General features: G+C 54.1%; 21 protein-coding genes. 14 read left to right on the top strand and 7 right to left on the bottom strand.

Translation table 11 applies throughout. The features are described 5' to 3' along the window. Positions 1 to 6: 6 nt before the first annotated feature. Positions 7 to 984, bottom strand: coding sequence for a calcium/sodium antiporter (locus tag EnteroDNA1_RS11450; RefSeq protein WP_023309354.1), 978 nt, complete (start codon positions 982 to 984; stop codon positions 7 to 9). A gap of 227 nt (positions 985 to 1,211) precedes the next feature. Between EnteroDNA1_RS11450 and mlaF the strand changes: the two genes are divergently transcribed. From mlaF to murA, 7 genes are all read left to right on the top strand, one after another. Continuing rightward, on the top strand, positions 1,212 to 2,024 hold the full coding sequence (gene mlaF, locus EnteroDNA1_RS11445) for a phospholipid ABC transporter ATP-binding protein MlaF (RefSeq protein WP_024906354.1): 813 nt from the start codon (positions 1,212 to 1,214) through the stop codon (positions 2,022 to 2,024). 7 nt (positions 2,025 to 2,031) lie between these two features. Further along, a complete protein-coding gene (gene mlaE, locus EnteroDNA1_RS11440) occupies positions 2,032 to 2,814 on the top strand; it encodes a lipid asymmetry maintenance ABC transporter permease subunit MlaE (protein WP_010436044.1) in 783 nt (260 codons plus the stop codon). Between the two features lie 4 nt (positions 2,815 to 2,818). Next, positions 2,819 to 3,367, top strand: a complete 549-nt coding sequence (gene mlaD / locus EnteroDNA1_RS11435; RefSeq protein WP_033147081.1) for an outer membrane lipid asymmetry maintenance protein MlaD — start codon at positions 2,819 to 2,821, stop codon at positions 3,365 to 3,367. Positions 3,368 to 3,385: 18 nt separating this feature from the next. Next, a complete protein-coding gene (gene mlaC, locus EnteroDNA1_RS11430; RefSeq protein ID WP_033146748.1) occupies positions 3,386 to 4,021 on the top strand; it encodes a phospholipid-binding protein MlaC in 636 nt (211 codons plus the stop codon). Next, positions 4,021 to 4,314, top strand: a complete 294-nt coding sequence (gene mlaB, locus EnteroDNA1_RS11425) for a lipid asymmetry maintenance protein MlaB (protein WP_023309350.1) — start codon at positions 4,021 to 4,023, stop codon at positions 4,312 to 4,314. The genes mlaC and mlaB overlap by 1 nt, the downstream gene beginning before the upstream one ends. 126 nt (positions 4,315 to 4,440) lie before the next feature. Next, positions 4,441 to 4,695: a BolA family iron metabolism protein IbaG gene (gene ibaG / locus EnteroDNA1_RS11420; RefSeq protein WP_008501458.1), complete on the top strand. Its 255-nt coding sequence runs from the start codon at positions 4,441 to 4,443 to the stop codon at positions 4,693 to 4,695. 50 nt (positions 4,696 to 4,745) lie between these two features. After that, complete coding sequence (murA, locus tag EnteroDNA1_RS11415; RefSeq protein ID WP_023309349.1) at positions 4,746 to 6,005, top strand: UDP-N-acetylglucosamine 1-carboxyvinyltransferase; 1,260 nt, start codon at positions 4,746 to 4,748, stop codon at positions 6,003 to 6,005. Between the two features lie 60 nt (positions 6,006 to 6,065). On the opposite strand, the gene sfsB is transcribed toward murA, so the two are convergent. Together sfsB and ispB are read right to left on the bottom strand one after the other, a co-directional pair. Continuing rightward, entirely contained in the window at positions 6,066 to 6,353 is a 288-nt protein-coding gene (gene sfsB, locus EnteroDNA1_RS11410; protein ID WP_023309348.1) for a DNA-binding transcriptional regulator SfsB, read from the bottom strand. Positions 6,354 to 6,582: 229 nt separating this feature from the next. Then, complete coding sequence (ispB, locus tag EnteroDNA1_RS11405; RefSeq protein ID WP_024906360.1) at positions 6,583 to 7,554, bottom strand: octaprenyl diphosphate synthase; 972 nt, start codon at positions 7,552 to 7,554, stop codon at positions 6,583 to 6,585. A gap of 257 nt (positions 7,555 to 7,811) precedes the next feature. On the opposite strand from ispB, the gene rplU reads away from it, so the two are divergent. The 4 genes from rplU to cgtA all read left to right on the top strand — a co-directional run bounded on the left by rplU (position 7,812) and on the right by cgtA (position 10,653). Continuing rightward, complete coding sequence (gene rplU, locus EnteroDNA1_RS11400; RefSeq protein ID WP_003025032.1) at positions 7,812 to 8,123, top strand: 50S ribosomal protein L21; 312 nt, start codon at positions 7,812 to 7,814, stop codon at positions 8,121 to 8,123. Between the two features lie 19 nt (positions 8,124 to 8,142). Continuing rightward, complete coding sequence (gene rpmA, locus EnteroDNA1_RS11395; protein ID WP_004385076.1) at positions 8,143 to 8,400, top strand: 50S ribosomal protein L27; 258 nt, start codon at positions 8,143 to 8,145, stop codon at positions 8,398 to 8,400. 96 nt (positions 8,401 to 8,496) lie between these two features. Next, complete coding sequence (locus tag EnteroDNA1_RS11390; protein WP_023309346.1) at positions 8,497 to 9,462, top strand: DMT family transporter; 966 nt, start codon at positions 8,497 to 8,499, stop codon at positions 9,460 to 9,462. A 15-nt stretch (positions 9,463 to 9,477) separates the two neighbouring features. Further along, positions 9,478 to 10,653, top strand: coding sequence for an Obg family GTPase CgtA (gene cgtA / locus EnteroDNA1_RS11385; protein ID WP_039260419.1), 1,176 nt, complete (start codon positions 9,478 to 9,480; stop codon positions 10,651 to 10,653). Between the two features lie 34 nt (positions 10,654 to 10,687). Here the strand turns inward: cgtA and pmrB are convergent, their stop codons facing one another. The 3 genes from pmrB to dacB are packed head-to-tail and all read right to left on the bottom strand — an operon-like array spanning position 10,688 to position 13,826. Next, positions 10,688 to 11,731, bottom strand: a complete 1,044-nt coding sequence (pmrB, locus tag EnteroDNA1_RS11380; RefSeq protein WP_048981187.1) for a two-component system sensor histidine kinase PmrB — start codon at positions 11,729 to 11,731, stop codon at positions 10,688 to 10,690. Beyond that, positions 11,728 to 12,390: a two-component system response regulator PmrA gene (pmrA, locus tag EnteroDNA1_RS11375; protein WP_033146744.1), complete on the bottom strand. Its 663-nt coding sequence runs from the start codon at positions 12,388 to 12,390 to the stop codon at positions 11,728 to 11,730. The genes pmrB and pmrA overlap by 4 nt, the downstream gene beginning before the upstream one ends. A 2-nt stretch (positions 12,391 to 12,392) precedes the next feature. Then, on the bottom strand, positions 12,393 to 13,826 hold the full coding sequence (gene dacB, locus EnteroDNA1_RS11370) for a serine-type D-Ala-D-Ala carboxypeptidase (RefSeq protein WP_069303344.1): 1,434 nt from the start codon (positions 13,824 to 13,826) through the stop codon (positions 12,393 to 12,395). Between the two features lie 228 nt (positions 13,827 to 14,054). On the opposite strand from dacB, the gene greA reads away from it, so the two are divergent. Next, positions 14,055 to 14,531: a transcription elongation factor GreA gene (gene greA, locus EnteroDNA1_RS11365; protein WP_014171793.1), complete on the top strand. Its 477-nt coding sequence runs from the start codon at positions 14,055 to 14,057 to the stop codon at positions 14,529 to 14,531. Between the two features lie 151 nt (positions 14,532 to 14,682). On the opposite strand, the gene yhbY is transcribed toward greA, so the two are convergent. Next, a complete protein-coding gene (gene yhbY / locus EnteroDNA1_RS11360; protein WP_003861814.1) occupies positions 14,683 to 14,976 on the bottom strand; it encodes a ribosome assembly RNA-binding protein YhbY in 294 nt (97 codons plus the stop codon). Positions 14,977 to 15,103: 127 nt separating this feature from the next. Between yhbY and rlmE the strand changes: the two genes are divergently transcribed. Together rlmE and ftsH are read left to right on the top strand one after the other, a co-directional pair. Then, on the top strand, positions 15,104 to 15,730 hold the full coding sequence (gene rlmE / locus EnteroDNA1_RS11355) for a 23S rRNA (uridine(2552)-2'-O)-methyltransferase RlmE (RefSeq protein WP_003861812.1): 627 nt from the start codon (positions 15,104 to 15,106) through the stop codon (positions 15,728 to 15,730). 102 nt (positions 15,731 to 15,832) lie between these two features. Continuing rightward, a complete protein-coding gene (gene ftsH, locus EnteroDNA1_RS11350) occupies positions 15,833 to 17,767 on the top strand; it encodes an ATP-dependent zinc metalloprotease FtsH (protein ID WP_029739626.1) in 1,935 nt (644 codons plus the stop codon). Positions 17,768 to 17,832 lie beyond the last annotated feature (65 nt).

Genomic DNA, 17,832 nt, shown 5'->3' with positions numbered 1-17,832 from the left:
TTCCGTTTATCCAGAGAGAAGAGGCGAGAGCCAGTACAGCATCGCCATCCATACGATAAATCCACCCGTCAGCAGCGCGCCTGCGCCTTTGCCGATCTGTCGTTGCCGCCGCCAGCAGAGCAGGGCAAATATCACGCTGACCAATAACATCACGCCGTAGTCGCGTGAGAACGCCAGGGGGTTAAAGGGCCCTGGCGTAATCAGGGCCGGCAGGCCCATCACAATGGCGATATTAAATATGTTGGAACCGATGATATTACCAATGGCAATGTCATCCTCACCTTTACGTGCCCCCGCAATGGCCGTGGCCAGCTCCGGCAGGCTGGTGCCGATGGCAATCACCGTCAGGCCAATGGTCAGTTCACTGATGGCGAAATAGTTCGCCAGCACGGTCGCGTTATCCACGACCATGCGCGTTGCCATCGGCATGATGATCAGCGCAACGCCAAGCCAGAGCAGGGCAACAGGCAGCGTGCCTTCTCGCGGCAGTTCGGCGACCTGCTCCCGCGTGAGGCTATCCTGACCCTGCTTCTCAGCCAGACGGGCGATTTTAACACTATACAGCAACCAGATGACGGCCAGCGCCAGCAGGAAAATGCCGTCGCTGTAGCTCAGTACACCATCGTAAAATACGCAGCCTGCCAGCAGGCTTACGATTAACATTAGCGGCAATTCACGGCGCAGAACATCAGAATGCACGCGAAATGGATGGAGCAGTGCGGCCAGGCCCAAAATCAAGAGTATATTGACGATGTTGGAGCCAATCGCGGTACCTACTGCCAGGTCTAACTGACCATGCAGCGATGCCGAGACAGAGACGATGATTTCAGGAAGTGACGTTCCAACACTCACCACGGTCATCCCGATGACGACAGGCGGTACGCCCGTCAGGCGACACAGGATAGATGCGGCAAACACTAAACGGTCAGCACTGTAGACCACCAAAAGTAAACCAATTATTAACAGTGCTGTTGCTAAAAGCATCAAAAGTCCTTTCTTCAGGTATACTCGTCGGTCCATCGCACGGGAATGGCTGGACTGCATACAGTCTGAGGCGTAACGAATTCCTAATTTTGACTTTATGCGCCGGAAAAGTAAAACAAATGCCAGCTTTCGCTAACCTCAACGGCTATTATTCTGTAAAAATGCGGAGTTGAGGGCTGATTCAGGCGGCATGCCTTAACGTGAGCAGGGTAATAAAGGAACCATAAATGAGCCAAACGATGGCGAATTTAGTCGATGTTCGCGGCGTGAGTTTTTCTCGCGCCAACAGATTGATATTTGATGATATTTCGTTGACCGTACCGCGTGGCAAAATCACTGCCATCATGGGGCCGTCCGGGATCGGTAAAACGACCCTGCTGCGCCTTATTGGTGGGCAGATCCCACCTGATAGCGGTGAAATCCTCTTTGATGGCGAAAACATCCCGGAGATGTCACGCTCGCGTCTGTATACTGTCCGCAAACGCATGAGCATGCTCTTTCAGTCGGGAGCCTTGTTCACCGACATGAATGTCTTTGATAACGTCGCCTATCCGCTGCGTGAGCATACCAGCCTGCCGCCTGAACTGCTGAAAAGCACGGTGATGATGAAGCTCGAAGCCGTCGGTTTGCGGGGCGCCGCAAAGTTGATGCCTTCGGAGCTGTCCGGCGGGATGGCGCGCCGCGCCGCGCTGGCACGCGCCATTGCATTAGAACCTGATTTAATCATGTTCGACGAACCGTTTGTTGGACAGGATCCCATCACGATGGGCGTGCTGGTGAAGCTCATCTCTGAACTGAACAGCGCGCTTGGCGTCACCTGCATTGTGGTATCTCACGATGTACCGGAAGTATTGAGCATTGCCGATTACGCCTATATTGTGGCGGACAAAAAGATCGTCGCACACGGTAGCGCTCAGGCGCTGCAGGAAAATTGCGATCCGCGCGTGCGGCAGTTCCTTGACGGTATTGCCGATGGCCCTGTGCCGTTCCGCTACCCGGCGGGCGACTATCGTGACGATTTACTGGGAATAGGGAGTTAAGCCACTCATGCTGTTAAATGCGTTGGCCGCTCTCGGACACCGTGGCATAAAAACCATCAGGACGTTCGGGCGTGCCGGATTGATGTTATTCAACGCGCTGGTCGGCAAGCCGGAATTCCGTAAGCACGCACCGCTGCTGGTGCGGCAGCTTTATAATGTCGGCGTGCTGTCGATGCTCATCATCATTGTCTCCGGTCTGTTTATCGGTATGGTGCTTGGGCTGCAGGGCTATCTGGTTCTGACAACCTACAGTGCGGAAACCAGCCTCGGGATGCTGGTGGCGCTCTCGCTGCTGCGCGAACTGGGGCCGGTTGTGGCGGCGCTGTTGTTCGCCGGGCGCGCGGGGTCGGCATTAACGGCTGAAATTGGCCTGATGCGTGCGACCGAGCAGCTCTCCAGCATGGAGATGATGGCGGTCGATCCGCTGCGTCGCGTGATCTCGCCGCGTTTCTGGGCTGGGGTGATCTCTTTACCGTTACTGACTATTCTGTTTGTCGCCGTGGGTATCTGGGGCGGTTCGCTGGTTGGTGTGCACTGGAAAGGCATTGATGCCGGTTTCTTCTGGTCCGCGATGCAGGACGCCATCGACCTGCGAATGGATCTGGTTAACTGCCTGATTAAAAGCGTGGTATTTGCCATTACGGTCACCTGGATTGCATTGTTCAATGGTTACGATGCCATCCCGACGTCGGCGGGCATTAGCCGCGCAACTACACGTACAGTCGTACATTCGTCGCTGGCCGTACTGGGTCTGGATTTTGTGCTCACCGCACTGATGTTTGGGAATTGAGTTCATGCAAACGAGAAAAAATGAAATTTGGGTCGGTGTATTCCTGCTGCTGGCGCTGCTGGCCGCGCTGTTTATCTGCCTGAGAGCGGCGGATATCACGTCTGTACGCACCGAGCCGACGTATCGCATCTATGCCACCTTCGATAACATCGGCGGGCTGAAGGCGCGTTCACCGGTCCGCATCGGCGGCGTGGTGATCGGACGCGTATCTGACATTACGCTGGATGAGAAAACCTATCTGCCCCGCGTCGCGATGGATATCGAAGAGCGTTACAACCATATCCCGGACACCAGTTCCCTTTCTATCCGTACTTCCGGCCTGCTGGGCGAACAATATCTGGCGCTTAACGTTGGCTTTGAAGATCCCGAGCTGGGAACGACTATCCTTAAAGACGGTAGCGTCATTCAGGATACGAAATCCGCGATGGTTCTGGAGGATATGATTGGTCAGTTCCTTTACAACAGTAAAGGGGATGAGAAAAAATCCGACGCTGCCCCTGCGCAGAGCGAAGATCATACCGACGTCGCACCGACGCCAGGTGCTGCGAATTAATATCAGGAGAAGTCATTCATGTTTAAACGACTGTTAATGGTTGCCATGCTGGTCATCGCCCCTCTCACCGCCGCCCACGCTGCGGATCAGAGTAACCCGTACAAACTGATGGACGAAGCGGCGAAGAAGACCTTCGACCGTCTTAAAAACGAACAGCCTAAAATTCGTGCTAATCCTGATTATCTGCGTGACGTCGTTGACCAGGAGCTGCTGCCGTACGTGCAGATTAAATATGCGGGTGCGCTGGTGCTGGGACGTTATTACAAAGACGCGACCCCTGCGCAGCGTGATGCCTACTTTGCCGCGTTTCGTGAATACCTGAAACAGGCTTATGGCCAGGCGCTGGCGATGTACCACGGCCAGACCTATCAGATTGCGCCTGAGCAGCCGCTGGGCGATGCGACCATCGTCCCTATCCGTGTGACGATCATCGATCCTAACGGTCGTCCGCCGGTTCGTCTGGATTTCCAGTGGCGTAAAAACAGCCAGACCGGTCACTGGCAGGCGTATGACATGATTGCCGAAGGGGTAAGCATGATCACCACCAAACAGAACGAATGGAGCGACCTGCTGCGCACCAAAGGCATTGATGGCCTGACCGCTCAGCTGCAGTCTATCTCTCGCCAGAAAATTACTCTGGATGAGAAGAAGTAATGTCACAGCAACTCAGCTGGTCGCGTGAAGGCGAGACATTAAAGCTGTCCGGTGAACTGGATCAGGATCTGCTGAACCCACTGTGGGACAAACGCCACGAAGCGATGCAGGGCGTGACGCTTATCGACTTAACCGACGTCACGCGGGTGGATACGGCAGGTGTTGCGCTGCTTGCCCATCTGATTGCCGTGGGGAAAAAGCAGGGGACAAGCGTCACGCTTCACGGCGCGAGCGATAATGTCGTGACCCTTGCGCAGCTCTACAATCTCCCTCAGGACGTACTGCCTCGTTAATATTTTCAGTGCGTTACTTCCGAAAGCCCTGACTGTTTCATCGTCGGGGCTTTTTGCTTGTTTAAGACAACGCCACTTTGCTCTAAGATGTTGGGCTTGTTTTCACTATCAGATGATTAAGAGCCCATGGAAAATCATGAAATCCAGACAGTGCTGATGAATGCACTCTCCCTTCAGGAAGCCCACGTCACTGGCGATGGCAGTCACTTCCAGGTTATTGCTGTGGGTGAGATGTTCGACGGTATGAGCCGCGTGAAGAAACAGCAGGCTGTGTACGCGCCGCTGATGGAATATATTGCGGATAACCGCATCCACGCCCTGTCGATTAAAGCGTTTACCCCGCAAGAGTGGGCACGCGATCGCAAACTAAACGGTTTTTGAGCTGAGGGCGACAGGCCCGCAGCACGGTTGAATTTATAAGAGAGCACACAATGGATAAATTTCGTGTACAGGGGCCAACGCGTCTCCAGGGCGAAGTCACAATTTCTGGCGCTAAAAACGCCGCGCTGCCAATCCTCTTTGCTGCGCTGCTGGCTGAAGAGCCGGTAGAAATTCAGAACGTACCGAAGCTGAAAGATATCGACACCACCATGAAGCTGCTCACCCAGCTGGGCACGAAAGTTGAGCGTAACGGTTCCGTCTGGATCGACGCCAGCAAGGTGAACAACTTCTCAGCCCCTTACGATCTGGTGAAAACCATGCGTGCATCCATCTGGGCGCTTGGCCCGCTGGTGGCGCGTTTTGGTCAGGGGCAGGTCTCTCTGCCTGGCGGTTGCGCCATCGGTGCGCGTCCGGTTGACCTGCACATCTTTGGTCTGGAGAAGCTGGGCGCCGAGATCAAGCTGGAAGAAGGTTACGTTAAAGCGTCCGTTAATGGTCGTCTGAAAGGCGCGCACATCGTCATGGACAAAGTGAGCGTGGGCGCAACGGTCACCATTATGTCTGCGGCGACGCTGGCAGAAGGTACCACCATCATCGAAAATGCCGCGCGCGAACCGGAGATTGTGGATACCGCCAACTTCCTCGTGGCGCTGGGGGCAAAGATTTCCGGTCAGGGTACCGACCGTATCACCATCGAAGGCGTTGAGCGTCTGGGCGGCGGTGTCTATCGCGTTCTGCCGGACCGTATCGAAACCGGCACCTTCCTGGTCGCTGCGGCGATTTCTGGCGGTAAGATTGTTTGTCGCAACGCGCAGCCAGATACCCTGGATGCGGTGCTGGCGAAACTGCGCGATGCGGGTGCGGATATCGAAATCGGTGAAGACTGGATCAGCCTCGATATGCACGGTCAGCGTCCAAAAGCAGTCAATGTGCGTACGGCGCCGCATCCGGCGTTCCCTACGGACATGCAGGCACAGTTCACCCTGTTGAACCTGGTTGCCGAAGGCACTGGCTTCATCACAGAAACCATTTTCGAGAACCGCTTTATGCACGTACCGGAGCTGATCCGTATGGGCGCGCATGCTGAGATCGAAAGTAATACCGTGATTTGCCACGGCGTTGAGAAACTGTCAGGTGCTCAGGTGATGGCAACCGATCTGCGTGCGTCTGCAAGCCTGGTGCTGGCGGGTTGTATCGCGGAAGGTACAACGATCGTGGATCGTATCTATCACATCGATCGTGGTTATGAACGTATCGAAGATAAACTGCGCGCGCTGGGTGCCAACATCGAGCGTGTGAAGGGCGAGTAATCGTTCCGGCAGCCCCCTGCCAGCAATGACCGGGGGGTTGCTGTTCCTGTCAAAAATGCGTTATTCCTGCGGTTCTCTTTTTACCTTTCTCTGGCGAATCATGCGCGATCTGTCGATAAATTCATGGGTGATGGGATCGTGATAGCGTGAAGGCCAAATTACCCACGGATGCGTATCCAGCGCCGTCGCGATAATTAATTCTCCCTTGGGCCAGGGGCGGGTGAGGGCGTTTGCCAGAGTGGAAGAACTCAGTCCATGGCGGCGGGACTCTGCTGCCAGTGAAGTGCCTCTTTTGCGCAGCGCGGCAATAATATCAGCCGTGTGCCAGTCGATAAATTTCGTATCCATAACGCCGTCCTTAAGTTCGGATTCACCTACGCCGTTTCTTCTGAAACGACGCGGTTACTATACCCATTTCAACTTCTTGTTCTAAAAAGTTCGCGTTACTTGAAGGGATATTCAGAATAAGACACGGCTTTATTCATGCGGTCTCTAAACCGATGAATTTACATGAACACGGAATTTACAGGTGTGTACTGGAATCTCCCCGCTATCGCTGCGGGGAGAAACAAGGGGATTAACGGTCGCGCTGAACGGCGATGTGGGCAAGACCAATCAGTGCCTCGCGCCACGGGCTGTCTGGAATGACCTGAAGCGCTTCGATGGCTTTGTCGGCTTCTTCTTCCGCGCGCTGACGCGTCCATTCCAGCGATCCGCAGATAGCCATAGTTTCTAGTACAGGTTCCAGAAGATGGCGGCCATTTCCCTGCTCAATCGCTTCACGGATCATTTTCGCCTGGTCGGCTGTTCCGTTGCGCATAGCATGAAGCAGCGGCAGGGTAGGTTTACCTTCGTTCAGGTCATCACCCACGTTTTTACCGAGCGTCTCGCCGTCCGCACTGTAGTCAAGCAAATCATCAATCAGCTGGAAGGCCGTACCCAGATAGCGGCCATAGTCCTGCAGGCCTTTTTCCTGGGCTTCAGTACAGTCGGCCAGAATGCCGGAACACTGGGCAGCCGCTTCAAACAGGCGCGCCGTTTTGCTGTAGATGACGCGCATGTAGTTTTCTTCGGTAATGTCAGGGTCGTTGACGTTCATCAGCTGCAGCACTTCGCCTTCAGCAATGACGTTTACGGCTTCGGACATCACTTCCAGCACTTTCAGGGAGCCCAGGCTGGTCATCATCTGGAAGGCGCGGGTATAGATAAAATCCCCCACCAGGACGCTGGCTGCGTTTCCGAAAGCGGCGTTTGCCGTGGCTTTGCCACGACGCATATCCGATTCATCCACAACATCGTCATGCAGAAGCGTCGCCGTGTGAATAAATTCGATGAGCGCTGCGATAGTGATGTGAGCATTTCCCTGATAGCCAACGGCTCTGGCAGCCAGAATGGCAATCATCGGACGAATGCGTTTACCGCCGCCGCTGACGATGTAATAGCCCAACTGATTGATCAGCTGAACGTCAGAGTTGAGTTGCTCCAGGATTGCTGCATTCACACCCGCCATATCTTGCGCGGTTAACTCGTTGATTTTTTCTAAATTCATCGCAAAAGCCGGGCTTTTTATCCTGTTGATCCCATCTTCAATGGGGTAACGAAGGGTTTCGGTTTATCAATAGTAGTGCTGATTGTACTGAAAAAACGGCACAGATAAACGTTACCGTACGTGTTGTGTTTTTTTTCTTCATGTATTGACGGTAGCACTTGTCAAAGGCTCGCGTTTTGCGTAATATTCGCGCCCTATTGTGAATATTTATAGCGCACTCTGATTCATACGAAGACGTGCGCGGAAGCGGAGTTTATATGTACGCGGTTTTCCAAAGTGGTGGTAAACAACACCGAGTAAGCGAAGGTCAGACCGTTCGCCTGGAAAAGCTGGACATCGCAACTGGCGAATCTGTTGAGTTCGCAGAAGTTCTGATGATCGCAAACGGTGAAGAAGTCAAAATCGGCGTTCCTTTCGTTGATGGCGGCGTTATCAAAGCTGAAGTTGTTGCACACGGTCGTGGCGAGAAAGTTAAAATCGTTAAGTTTCGTCGTCGTAAGCACTACCGTAAGCAGCAGGGCCACCGTCAGTGGTTCACTGATGTGAAAATTACTGGCATCAGCGCCTAAGACCTGAGGAGAGATTTAAATGGCACATAAAAAGGCTGGCGGCTCCACACGTAACGGTCGCGATTCAGAAGCTAAACGCCTTGGCGTTAAGCGTTTCGGTGGCGAATCCGTTCTGGCGGGTAGCATCATCGTTCGTCAACGTGGTACCAAATTCCACGCTGGCAACAACGTAGGTTGCGGTCGTGACCACACTCTGTTTGCTAAAGCAGACGGTAAAGTGAAATTTGAAGTTAAAGGCCCGAACAACCGTAAATACATCAGCATCGTTGCTGAGTAAGGTTTTCTCGGTCCGGTAACGGATTAAAGCCCCGCAACCTGTTGCGGGGCTTTTTACATTGGAAACCCGGTAATTTTTTCTGTAGGGAAAACGGGCATGAAGCAGCAGGCCGGCATTGGTATTCTTTTGGCGCTCACTACCGCAATGTGCTGGGGTGCGCTGCCAATTGCAATGAAGCAGGTACTGGAAGTGATGGAGCCGCCTACGGTGGTCTTTTATCGCTTTCTGATGGCAAGCATCGGCCTCGGGGCCATTCTGGCTATCAAAGGTAAGCTTCCACCCTTGCGGCTCTTCCGCAAACCGCGCTGGCTGGTATTGCTGGCTATCGCGACGGGCGGTCTGTTCGGTAACTTCATCCTGTTCAGCTCTTCCCTGCAATATCTCAGCCCCACGGCGTCGCAGGTGATAGGTCAGCTTTCACCGGTGGGCATGATGGTCGCCAGCGTCTTTATCCTCAAGGAAAAGATGCGCGGTACGCAGATTATCGGGGCGAGCATGCTGCTGTGCGGTCTGGTGATGTTCTTCAACACCAGTCTGATTGAGATTTTCACCCGCCTGACGGATTACACATGGGGTGTAATTTTCGGCGTGGGGGCGGCAACGGTCTGGGTGAGCTATGGCGTCGCGCAAAAGGTGTTATTGCGTCGTCTTGCCTCACAGCAGATCCTCTTTTTGCTGTACACTTTGTGTACAATAGCATTGCTGCCATTAGCAAAGCCGGGTGTGATTTCCCAGCTTAGCGACTGGCAACTGGCGTGCCTCATTTTTTGTGGGCTGAACACGCTGGTCGGTTATGGCGCGCTGGCCGAAGCGATGGCGCGCTGGCAGGCGGCACAGGTGAGCGCGTTAATTACGCTTACTCCGCTGTTTACGCTGTTATTTTCAGATTTGTTATCAATGGCCTGGCCCGATGTCTTCGTCAGACCGATGCTCAACCTGTTGGGTTATCTCGGTGCGTTTGTCGTGGTTGCGGGCGCGATGTATTCCGCCATTGGTCATCGTCTTTGGGGGCGTTGGCGCAAAAATGAAGCGGTTGTAGTAGTCCCCCGCTCAGGCGAATGAGTTACGGAGAGTAAAATGAAGTTTGTTGATGAAGCGACGATCCTGGTCGTGGCTGGTGATGGCGGCAATGGTTGCGTGAGCTTCCGCCGTGAAAAGTATATCCCACGTGGCGGTCCTGACGGCGGCGACGGTGGGGATGGTGGTGACGTGTGGCTGGAGGCGGATGAGAACCTCAACACGCTGATCGACTACCGTTTCGAAAAATCCTTCCGCGCTGAACGTGGCCAGAACGGCCAGAGCCGTGACTGTACCGGGAAACGCGGTAAAGACGTCACCATTAAGGTTCCGGTCGGTACGCGTGTGATTGACCAGGGAACCGGTGAAACCATGGGTGACATGACCAAACACGGTCAGCGCCTGATGGTGGCTAAAGGCGGCTGGCACGGTCTGGGTAACAGCCGTTTCAAATCCTCCGTTAACCGTACTCCGCGTCAGAAAACGATGGGTACGCCGGGCGATAAGCGCGATCTGCAGCTGGAGCTGATGCTTCTGGCAGACGTGGGCATGCTGGGTATGCCAAACGCCGGTAAATCGACGTTCATTCGCGCCGTTTCTGCGGCGAAACCAAAAGTGGCGGACTATCCGTTTACCACGCTGGTACCAAGCTTGGGCGTTGTCCGTATGGATAACGAGAAGAGCTTTGTGGTTGCCGATATTCCGGGTCTGATTGAAGGCGCTGCGGAAGGCGCGGGTCTGGGTATTCGCTTCCTGAAACACCTTGAGCGTTGCCGCGTGCTGCTGCACCTTATCGATATCGATCCTATCGACGGTTCCGATCCGGTAGAAAACGCCCGCATCATCATCGGTGAGCTGGAAAAATACAGCGAAAAACTGGCGAATAAACCACGCTGGCTGGTCTTCAACAAGATCGACCTGATGGACAAAGCTGAAGCGGAAGCGAAAGCTAAAGCGATTGCTGAAGCGATGGGCTGGGAAGATAAATACTACCTGATCTCTGCGGCAAGCCAGGTTGGCGTGAAAGATCTGTGCTGGGATGTGATGACCTTCATCATTGAGAACCCAGTTGTTCAGGCAGAAGAAGCGAAACAGCCTGAAAAAGTCGAATTCATGTGGGATGACTACCACCGCCAGCAGCTCGAAGAGCTGGAAGCGGAAGAGGATGATGAAGACTGGGACGATGACTGGGATGAAGACGACGAAGAAGGCGTCGAGTTCATCTACAAGCACTAATATCTGTCGAGAGCCCCCATTATGGGGGCTTTTTTTATTCCAGCGTTGCGGGCAGCCAGCAGCTGGCGATCAAACCACCTTCAGCGCCGTTCTCAAGCGTCAGCCTGCCGTGGTGGAGCTGTACAATGCGCTGCACGATACTCAGCCCCAGACCGCTGCCACCGTAACGCTGGTCAAGACGGCGGAATGGCTCGGTAATTGACTGTCGGTGCGCGTCATCAATACCGGGCCCCTGATCGATCACGCCGATCTGCGTCCCCCCGTCGACCCCGGTTAATGTCACTGTAATCGTTGTCCCTGCCGGGCTGTAGCGTCCGGCATTCTCCAGCAGGTTGCGCAGCATCAGACGCAGGAGCACGGCGTCTCCCTGAACCGTGAGCGCGCTTTTAGCGGGCCAAATCACCGTATGCTCTTTGGCTTCATGGCCCAGGCCGAGAGGTTCAATGATATTTTCCGTCCAGCTCACGGTTTCGTAGTGGCCGCTGGCCATTGCCTGTCCGGCACGGGCCAGCATCAGCAGCTGCTCAACGGTATGCATGAGCTGATCGATACGGCTAATTAACGTCGCGGCCTGTGGTGCGCCTGACTGCGCCATGAGCTCCAGATGGAGCCGGATACCGGCAAGGGGCGTTCGAAGCTCGTGCGCGGCGTCAGCGGTGAAGAGACGCTCCTGCTGAATGGTATTGTCCAGCCGGGCGAGCAGCTGGTTCAGGGAGGTTGTCACCGCGCCGATTTCTTCCATGTCGGAATACATAGGAAGCGGAGTTAAGTTATCTGCCGAACGGTTAGCCAGGCTGTCACGCAGTTTATTCAGCGGTCGGGTTATCCAGGTGACTGCCCAGAAAGAGAAAAACAGCGTAAAGCCTACCATCACCAGAGAAGGGACGAGAAGGGAAGCAATCGCTTCGCGGATCTCTTTTTCGACATGGTTATTACGGGCTTTTGCCGACAGCGTTTCATTCACCAGAAAACCGATCTGCTCGCGGCTTTCATGCCACAGCCAGATGACGCTTATCAGCTGGAAAAATAAGAGAATGACCGCCAGCAGCACCATTAAACGCCGACGCATGCTGTTCATTTCTGGCTCTCAAGGCGATAGCCAACGCCACGGACGGTTTTGATTCTGTCCTTGCCGAGCTTGCGACGCAGGTTGTGAATGTGAACTTCAAGGGTATTTGACCCCGGATCGTCCTGCCAGGAGTAGATATCCTGCTGGAGCGTCTCTCTGTGCACCGTTTGCCCGCTGCGCATGATCAGACGCGTAAGCAGGGCGAACTCTTTTGGCGTCACCTCTACCGCCTGGTCCCGGCGCAGTACCTGCTGGGTTTGCAGATTCAGCGTAATATCGCCGTCGGTGAGTAAGTTATCGCTATGGCCCTGATAGCGGCGAATCAACGCCCGCACTCGCGCCTGCAGCTCCGCAAGCGCAAAAGGCTTCACCAGGTAATCATCTGCGCCTGCATCGAGGCCGGTGATGCGATCTTCAATGGCATCGCGCGCCGTCAGGATCAACACCGGGTTGGCGATACCGCGGCGTCGCCACTGGCTGAGCAGCGTGGCCCCATCTTTATCAGGCAAGCCCAAATCGAGGATCACCAGACTGTATTCGCCGCTCTGGATCAGGGCGTCCGCCTCCGCTGCGGTGCCAGCACAGTCGAGGGCATACCCTTCATTGGCCAGCCCCAGCGCCAGCCCTTCCTGCAATAACAGATCGTCTTCAACTATGAGTAGTTTCATCGCTAGTTATTCTGGTAGATGTCCTTATAAAGCCTGCTTTCGAAGCGAACAAGCGGAATACGGCGATTGCGCTGGTCGGTCGGTTCGACGGCATAGCCGGAAAGATACTGCACGAATGCCATGCGTTGTCCGCTGGCGGTAGTGATGAAGCCTGCAAGGTTGTAAACCCCCTGCAGCGAGCCTGTCTTAGCGGATACTTTGCCATCCACGCCGGCAGCGTGAAGCCCGGCACGGTACTGCAGCGAACCGTCATGCCCGGCCAGCGGCAGCATTGAAATAAAGTTTAGCTCAGTGTCATGCTGTGCAATGTACTGAAGCACCTGCATCATCGTGGCCGGAGAGATCAAATTATGACGCGATAATCCTGAGCCATCGACGGCGATGGTATTACCCAGCTCGATCCCGGCCTGCTGGCGCAGGATCTGACGAACGGCGTCTGAACCCGCGCGCCAGGTTCCCGGCACGCCGAAACGCGCGTGGCCAATCATGCGGAACACGGTGTCGGCAATCATGTTGTCCGACTTTTTCAGCATGATTCGCAGTAAATCGTGCAGCGGAGGAGACTGTTTGCTGGCGATGACCGTGCCGGGCTGATTGACCTGCGTCTGGCGAAGCAGCGTGCCGGTGTAGGTTATGCCCGCTTGTTTCAGCTCATCTTTCAGAATGGCACCCGCGTAGCTTGCTCCATCCTGTATCGCAAAGGCCAGCGGCAGCGGATCGGCGCGCTGCGTCAGGCAGCCGGTAAGCGTGAAGCGGTTAAGATCGCCCGGCACGACGTCCAGCTCACAATATTGCGCATCCGGGGAGCCTTTCGCCAGCGTGCGGACCTGGCTAAACATTGTGACCGGGTAGTAGGACGCTATGCGGATAAACGCTAAATCATCTGGCTTTGGCGCGCTGTAAAGCGAAACCGAGAAGCAGTTACGGTCAACGATTGCGGCGGCGGGCGGGGCGCTAAAACATTGGGTCATGTCGTTCCACGGCCAGCCTGGGGCTTTATCGTGGCTGGCAAAGATGGACGTGTCGATCAGTACATTGCCATCAATTTTCTGCACGCCAGATTTTTTCAGTACCGCAACCATATTGCGGATATCCTGGCGCTTAAAGGTCGGATCGCCGCCAAAACGGGCGATAAGATCGCCTCTCAGTGCGCCACCCTCGACGTTACCTTTGGTCTCGAGTGTGGTCGTAAAACGGAAGTCAGGCCCGAGCTGGAGCAGGGCAGCGAGGGCAGTGATCACCTTTTGGGTACTGGCAGGCAGGGCCATCTGTTGACTGTGATAGTCAATCTCGGGAGCCTGTGCGCCAACCTTCTGCACCATCAGGGCAAGGTTCGCGCCTGCGGGGAGCTGATTAATGTACTCATCAACATTCGCGGCCTGGGCGGTGAACGTTATACTGGTAGTCAATCCGATGATAAATCTGGAAAATCGCATAATCTCGCGCTAACAACCCGAAAACAAACCGTCATACTACGGTGCATGGCACTGCAAAGTAAACGATGACCCATAGTGAACTTCGCGGTAAAATGCATATCAAATTGAAAAATTGCTGCTGACCTGGGGCATTGCTCCCGGGTCGGTTTTCTTTTTGCTTCTTGCCCGCTTAGGGGGGCAGGAGCAGGGAACACTGCTCCCAACAGGAATGTTTAAGAGGTATAACAAATGCAAGCTATTCCGATGACCTTACGTGGTGCCGAAAAACTGCGCGAAGAGCTGGATTTCCTGAAATCCGTGCGTCGTCCTGAAATCATCGCCGCTATCGCGGATGCGCGCGAGCATGGCGACCTGAAAGAGAATGCTGAATACCACGCCGCGCGTGAGCAGCAGGGCTTCTGTGAAGGGCGTATTAAAGATATCGAAGCAAAACTGTCCAATGCACAGGTTATCGATATCACCAAAATGCCTAACAACGGGCGTGTGATCTTTGGTTCTACCGTGACCGTGTTGAACCTGGACAACGACGAAGAGCAGACCTATCGCATCGTGGGTGATGATGAAGCAGACTTCAAACAGAACCTGATTTCAGTGAACTCCCCGATTGCTCGCGGCCTGATTGGCAAAGAGCAGGACGATGTTGTCACCATTCGCACCCCTGGCGGTGAAGTGGAATACGAAATTATTAAGGTTGAATACCTGTAATTCGCTTCTCTACTAAGATGTTGATACATTGTAAAGAAAAGAAAAAGGCCGCATAGCGGCCTTTTATCAACTCAAGGAGCATGGCATTTTGCTCGCCTGCTGACAGAAATCCCTCGTTTCACACAGAAAATGTGTTTGATTCAGGATATCCTTAGCGTGGCAGCGAGATTTTACGCTCTTTAGATGGGCGGTAGAGCACCAGCGTTTTACCGATGACCTGTACATTACAGGCGCCGGTTTCGCGCACGATGGCTTCCACGATCAGGTTTTTAGTGTCTCTGTCTTCAGAGGCGATTTTCACCTTGATCAGCTCGTGGTGTTCCAGCGCTTGTTCAATCTCGGCAAGCACCCCTTCGGTCAAACCATTGTTGCCAAGCATCACTACAGGCTTGAGCGGATGTGCCAGACCTTTAAGGTGCTGTTTTTGTTTAGTACTCAGATTCATCGTATATTTTTGCTTACGTTGGGATTGAAAACGGTTCATTCTACCGCCATCTCCCTTATATCGCCAAATAGCTGCGTAGAAATTTACGTCACAGGCAGGTAACGATGAACCAGGACGGAAATGTTAAATGACAGGTAAAAAGCGTTCTGCCAGCTCCAGCCGCTGGCTTCAGGAACACTTTAGCGATAAATATGTTCAACAGGCACAGAAAAAGGGGTTACGTTCCCGTGCCTGGTTTAAACTTGATGAAATACAGCAAAGTGACAAACTTTTTAAGCCGGGGATGACGGTTGTTGACCTCGGTGCTGCACCTGGCGGATGGTCCCAGTATGCGGTAACGCAGATCGGCGGAACGGGCCGAATCATCGCGTGCGATCTTTTACCAATGGATCCCATCGTCGGTGTCGACTTCCTTCAGGGCGACTTTCGTGATGAATTAGTGCTGAAAGCGTTACTTGATCGTGTAGGTGATAGTAAGGTCCAGGTTGTCATGTCAGATATGGCACCAAATATGTGCGGAACACCGGCGGTGGATATCCCCCGCGCCATGTATCTGGTGGAGCTAGCGTTAGAAATGTGTCGTGATGTACTAGCGCCTGGTGGTAGTTTTGTTGTGAAGGTGTTTCAGGGCGAAGGTTTCGAGGAGTATCTTAAGGAAATTCGCTCCCTGTTTGCGAAGGTTAAAGTTCGTAAGCCGGACTCTTCCCGGGCCCGTTCCCGAGAAGTGTATATTGTAGCGACCGGGCGAAAATGATAACCGGTAGATTTCAGGCGAAAGTTTGAATGAAACTGGATATAGAGTATCCTGACGCTGTTTTTAACACAGTTGTAATATGAGGTTAATCCCTTGAGTGACATGGCGAAAAACCTAATACTCTGGCTGGTCATTGCCGTTGTGCTGATGTCAGTATTCCAGAGCTTTGGGCCCAGCGAGTCGAATGGCCGCAAGGTGGATTATTCTACCTTCCTGCAGGAGGTCAATCAGGACCAGGTTCGCGAAGCGCGTATCAACGGACGTGAGATCAACGTTACCAAGAAAGATAGTAACCGTTACACGACTTACATCCCGGTGAACGATCCTAAGCTGCTTGATAACCTTCTGACCAAAAACGTCAAGGTGGTAGGTGAGCCGCCAGAAGAACCAAGCCTGCTGGCTTCTATCTTCATTTCCTGGTTCCCGATGCTGCTTCTTATCGGCGTCTGGATCTTCTTTATGCGCCAGATGCAGGGCGGCGGTGGCAAAGGTGCCATGTCGTTCGGTAAGAGCAAGGCGCGTATGCTGACGGAAGACCAGATCAAGACCACGTTTGCTGATGTCGCCGGTTGTGACGAAGCGAAAGAAGAGGTGGGTGAACTGGTTGAGTACCTGCGTGAACCGAGCCGTTTCCAGAAGCTGGGCGGTAAGATCCCGAAAGGCGTGCTGATGGTTGGCCCTCCGGGTACCGGTAAAACCCTGCTGGCGAAAGCCATCGCAGGTGAAGCGAAGGTGCCGTTCTTTACTATTTCAGGTTCTGACTTCGTCGAAATGTTCGTGGGTGTCGGCGCATCTCGTGTGCGTGACATGTTCGAGCAGGCCAAGAAGGCAGCACCGTGCATTATCTTCATCGATGAAATCGACGCCGTAGGCCGCCAGCGTGGCGCGGGCCTGGGCGGTGGTCATGATGAACGTGAACAGACGCTGAACCAGATGCTGGTTGAGATGGACGGCTTCGAAGGTAACGAAGGTATCATCGTTATCGCGGCGACTAACCGTCCGGACGTACTTGACCCTGCGCTGCTGCGTCCAGGCCGTTTCGACCGTCAGGTTGTTGTGGGTCTGCCGGACGTTCGCGGTCGTGAACAGATTCTGAAAGTTCACATGCGTCGCGTACCGCTGGCACCAGATATCGACGCGGCAATCATTGCGCGCGGTACCCCGGGCTTCTCCGGTGCGGACCTGGCGAACCTGGTCAACGAAGCAGCTCTGTTTGCCGCTCGCGGTAACAAGCGCGTCGTATCGATGGTGGAGTTTGAGAAAGCGAAAGACAAAATCATGATGGGTGCGGAACGTCGCTCCATGGTGATGACGGAAGCGCAGAAAGAGTCCACGGCATACCACGAAGCGGGTCACGCGATTATTGGTCGCCTCGTGCCGGAACACGATCCGGTGCATAAAGTGACGATTATTCCGCGCGGTCGTGCGCTGGGTGTGACCTTCTTCCTGCCTGAAGGCGACGCGATCAGCGCCAGCCGTCAGAAGCTGGAAAGCCAGATTTCGACCCTGTACGGCGGTCGTCTGGCAGAAGAGATTATCTACGGTGTGGAACATGTTTCTACCGGTGCGTCCAACGACATTAAAGTTGCGACAAACCTGGCGCGTAACATGGTGACGCAGTGGGGCTTCTCCGACAAACTCGGTCCGCTGCTGTATGCAGAGGAAGAGGGTGAAGTATTCCTGGGCCGTTCTGTGGCTAAAGCGAAACATATGTCCGATGAGACGGCTCGTATCATCGACCAGGAAGTAAAATCTCTGGTAGAGCGTAACTACGCACGTGCACGCCAGATCCTGACCGACAATATGGACATCCTGCATTCGATGAAAGATGCGCTCATGAAATATGAGACCATCGATGCACCGCAGATTGACGACCTGATGGCGCGCCGTGAAGTGCGTCCGCCAGCGGGCTGGGAAGACCCAGGCGCTTCCAATAATTCTGACAACAATGGCACCCCGCGTGCGCCGCGTCCGGTTGATGAACCGCGTACGCCAAACCCGGGCAACACCATGTCAGAACAGTTAGGCGATAAGTAAGTCACTGCTGTTGAAGCGTTTGTCCGTACCTCAAACCCTGGAGCTTGCTCCGGGGTTTTTCATTT

It is taken from the genome of Enterobacter sp. HK169 (assembly GCF_001719105.1).
GTDB classification, from domain to species: domain Bacteria; phylum Pseudomonadota; class Gammaproteobacteria; order Enterobacterales; family Enterobacteriaceae; genus Enterobacter; species Enterobacter asburiae_B.
The sequence above is the reverse complement of the archived record's forward strand: the minus strand, read 5'-3'. Positions and strand labels throughout refer to the sequence as shown.

Coding starts and splice junctions, on each gene's coding strand:
- EnteroDNA1_RS11450 (WP_023309354.1), bottom strand. CDS start 984: ATGCTTTTAGCAACAGCACTGTTAATAATTGGTTTACTTTTGGTGGTC.
- mlaF (WP_024906354.1), top strand. CDS start 1,212: ATGAGCCAAACGATGGCGAATTTAGTCGATGTTCGCGGCGTGAGTTTT.
- mlaE (WP_010436044.1), top strand. CDS start 2,032: ATGCTGTTAAATGCGTTGGCCGCTCTCGGACACCGTGGCATAAAAACC.
- mlaD (WP_033147081.1), top strand. CDS start 2,819: ATGCAAACGAGAAAAAATGAAATTTGGGTCGGTGTATTCCTGCTGCTG.
- mlaC (WP_033146748.1), top strand. CDS start 3,386: ATGTTTAAACGACTGTTAATGGTTGCCATGCTGGTCATCGCCCCTCTC.
- mlaB (WP_023309350.1), top strand. CDS start 4,021: ATGTCACAGCAACTCAGCTGGTCGCGTGAAGGCGAGACATTAAAGCTG.
- ibaG (WP_008501458.1), top strand. CDS start 4,441: ATGGAAAATCATGAAATCCAGACAGTGCTGATGAATGCACTCTCCCTT.
- murA (WP_023309349.1), top strand. CDS start 4,746: ATGGATAAATTTCGTGTACAGGGGCCAACGCGTCTCCAGGGCGAAGTC.
- sfsB (WP_023309348.1), bottom strand. CDS start 6,353: ATGGATACGAAATTTATCGACTGGCACACGGCTGATATTATTGCCGCG.
- ispB (WP_024906360.1), bottom strand. CDS start 7,554: ATGAATTTAGAAAAAATCAACGAGTTAACCGCGCAAGATATGGCGGGT.
- rplU (WP_003025032.1), top strand. CDS start 7,812: ATGTACGCGGTTTTCCAAAGTGGTGGTAAACAACACCGAGTAAGCGAA.
- rpmA (WP_004385076.1), top strand. CDS start 8,143: ATGGCACATAAAAAGGCTGGCGGCTCCACACGTAACGGTCGCGATTCA.
- EnteroDNA1_RS11390 (WP_023309346.1), top strand. CDS start 8,497: ATGAAGCAGCAGGCCGGCATTGGTATTCTTTTGGCGCTCACTACCGCA.
- cgtA (WP_039260419.1), top strand. CDS start 9,478: ATGAAGTTTGTTGATGAAGCGACGATCCTGGTCGTGGCTGGTGATGGC.
- pmrB (WP_048981187.1), bottom strand. CDS start 11,731: ATGAACAGCATGCGTCGGCGTTTAATGGTGCTGCTGGCGGTCATTCTC.
- pmrA (WP_033146744.1), bottom strand. CDS start 12,390: ATGAAACTACTCATAGTTGAAGACGATCTGTTATTGCAGGAAGGGCTG.
- dacB (WP_069303344.1), bottom strand. CDS start 13,826: ATGCGATTTTCCAGATTTATCATCGGATTGACTACCAGTATAACGTTC.
- greA (WP_014171793.1), top strand. CDS start 14,055: ATGCAAGCTATTCCGATGACCTTACGTGGTGCCGAAAAACTGCGCGAA.
- yhbY (WP_003861814.1), bottom strand. CDS start 14,976: ATGAATCTGAGTACTAAACAAAAACAGCACCTTAAAGGTCTGGCACAT.
- rlmE (WP_003861812.1), top strand. CDS start 15,104: ATGACAGGTAAAAAGCGTTCTGCCAGCTCCAGCCGCTGGCTTCAGGAA.
- ftsH (WP_029739626.1), top strand. CDS start 15,833: ATGGCGAAAAACCTAATACTCTGGCTGGTCATTGCCGTTGTGCTGATG.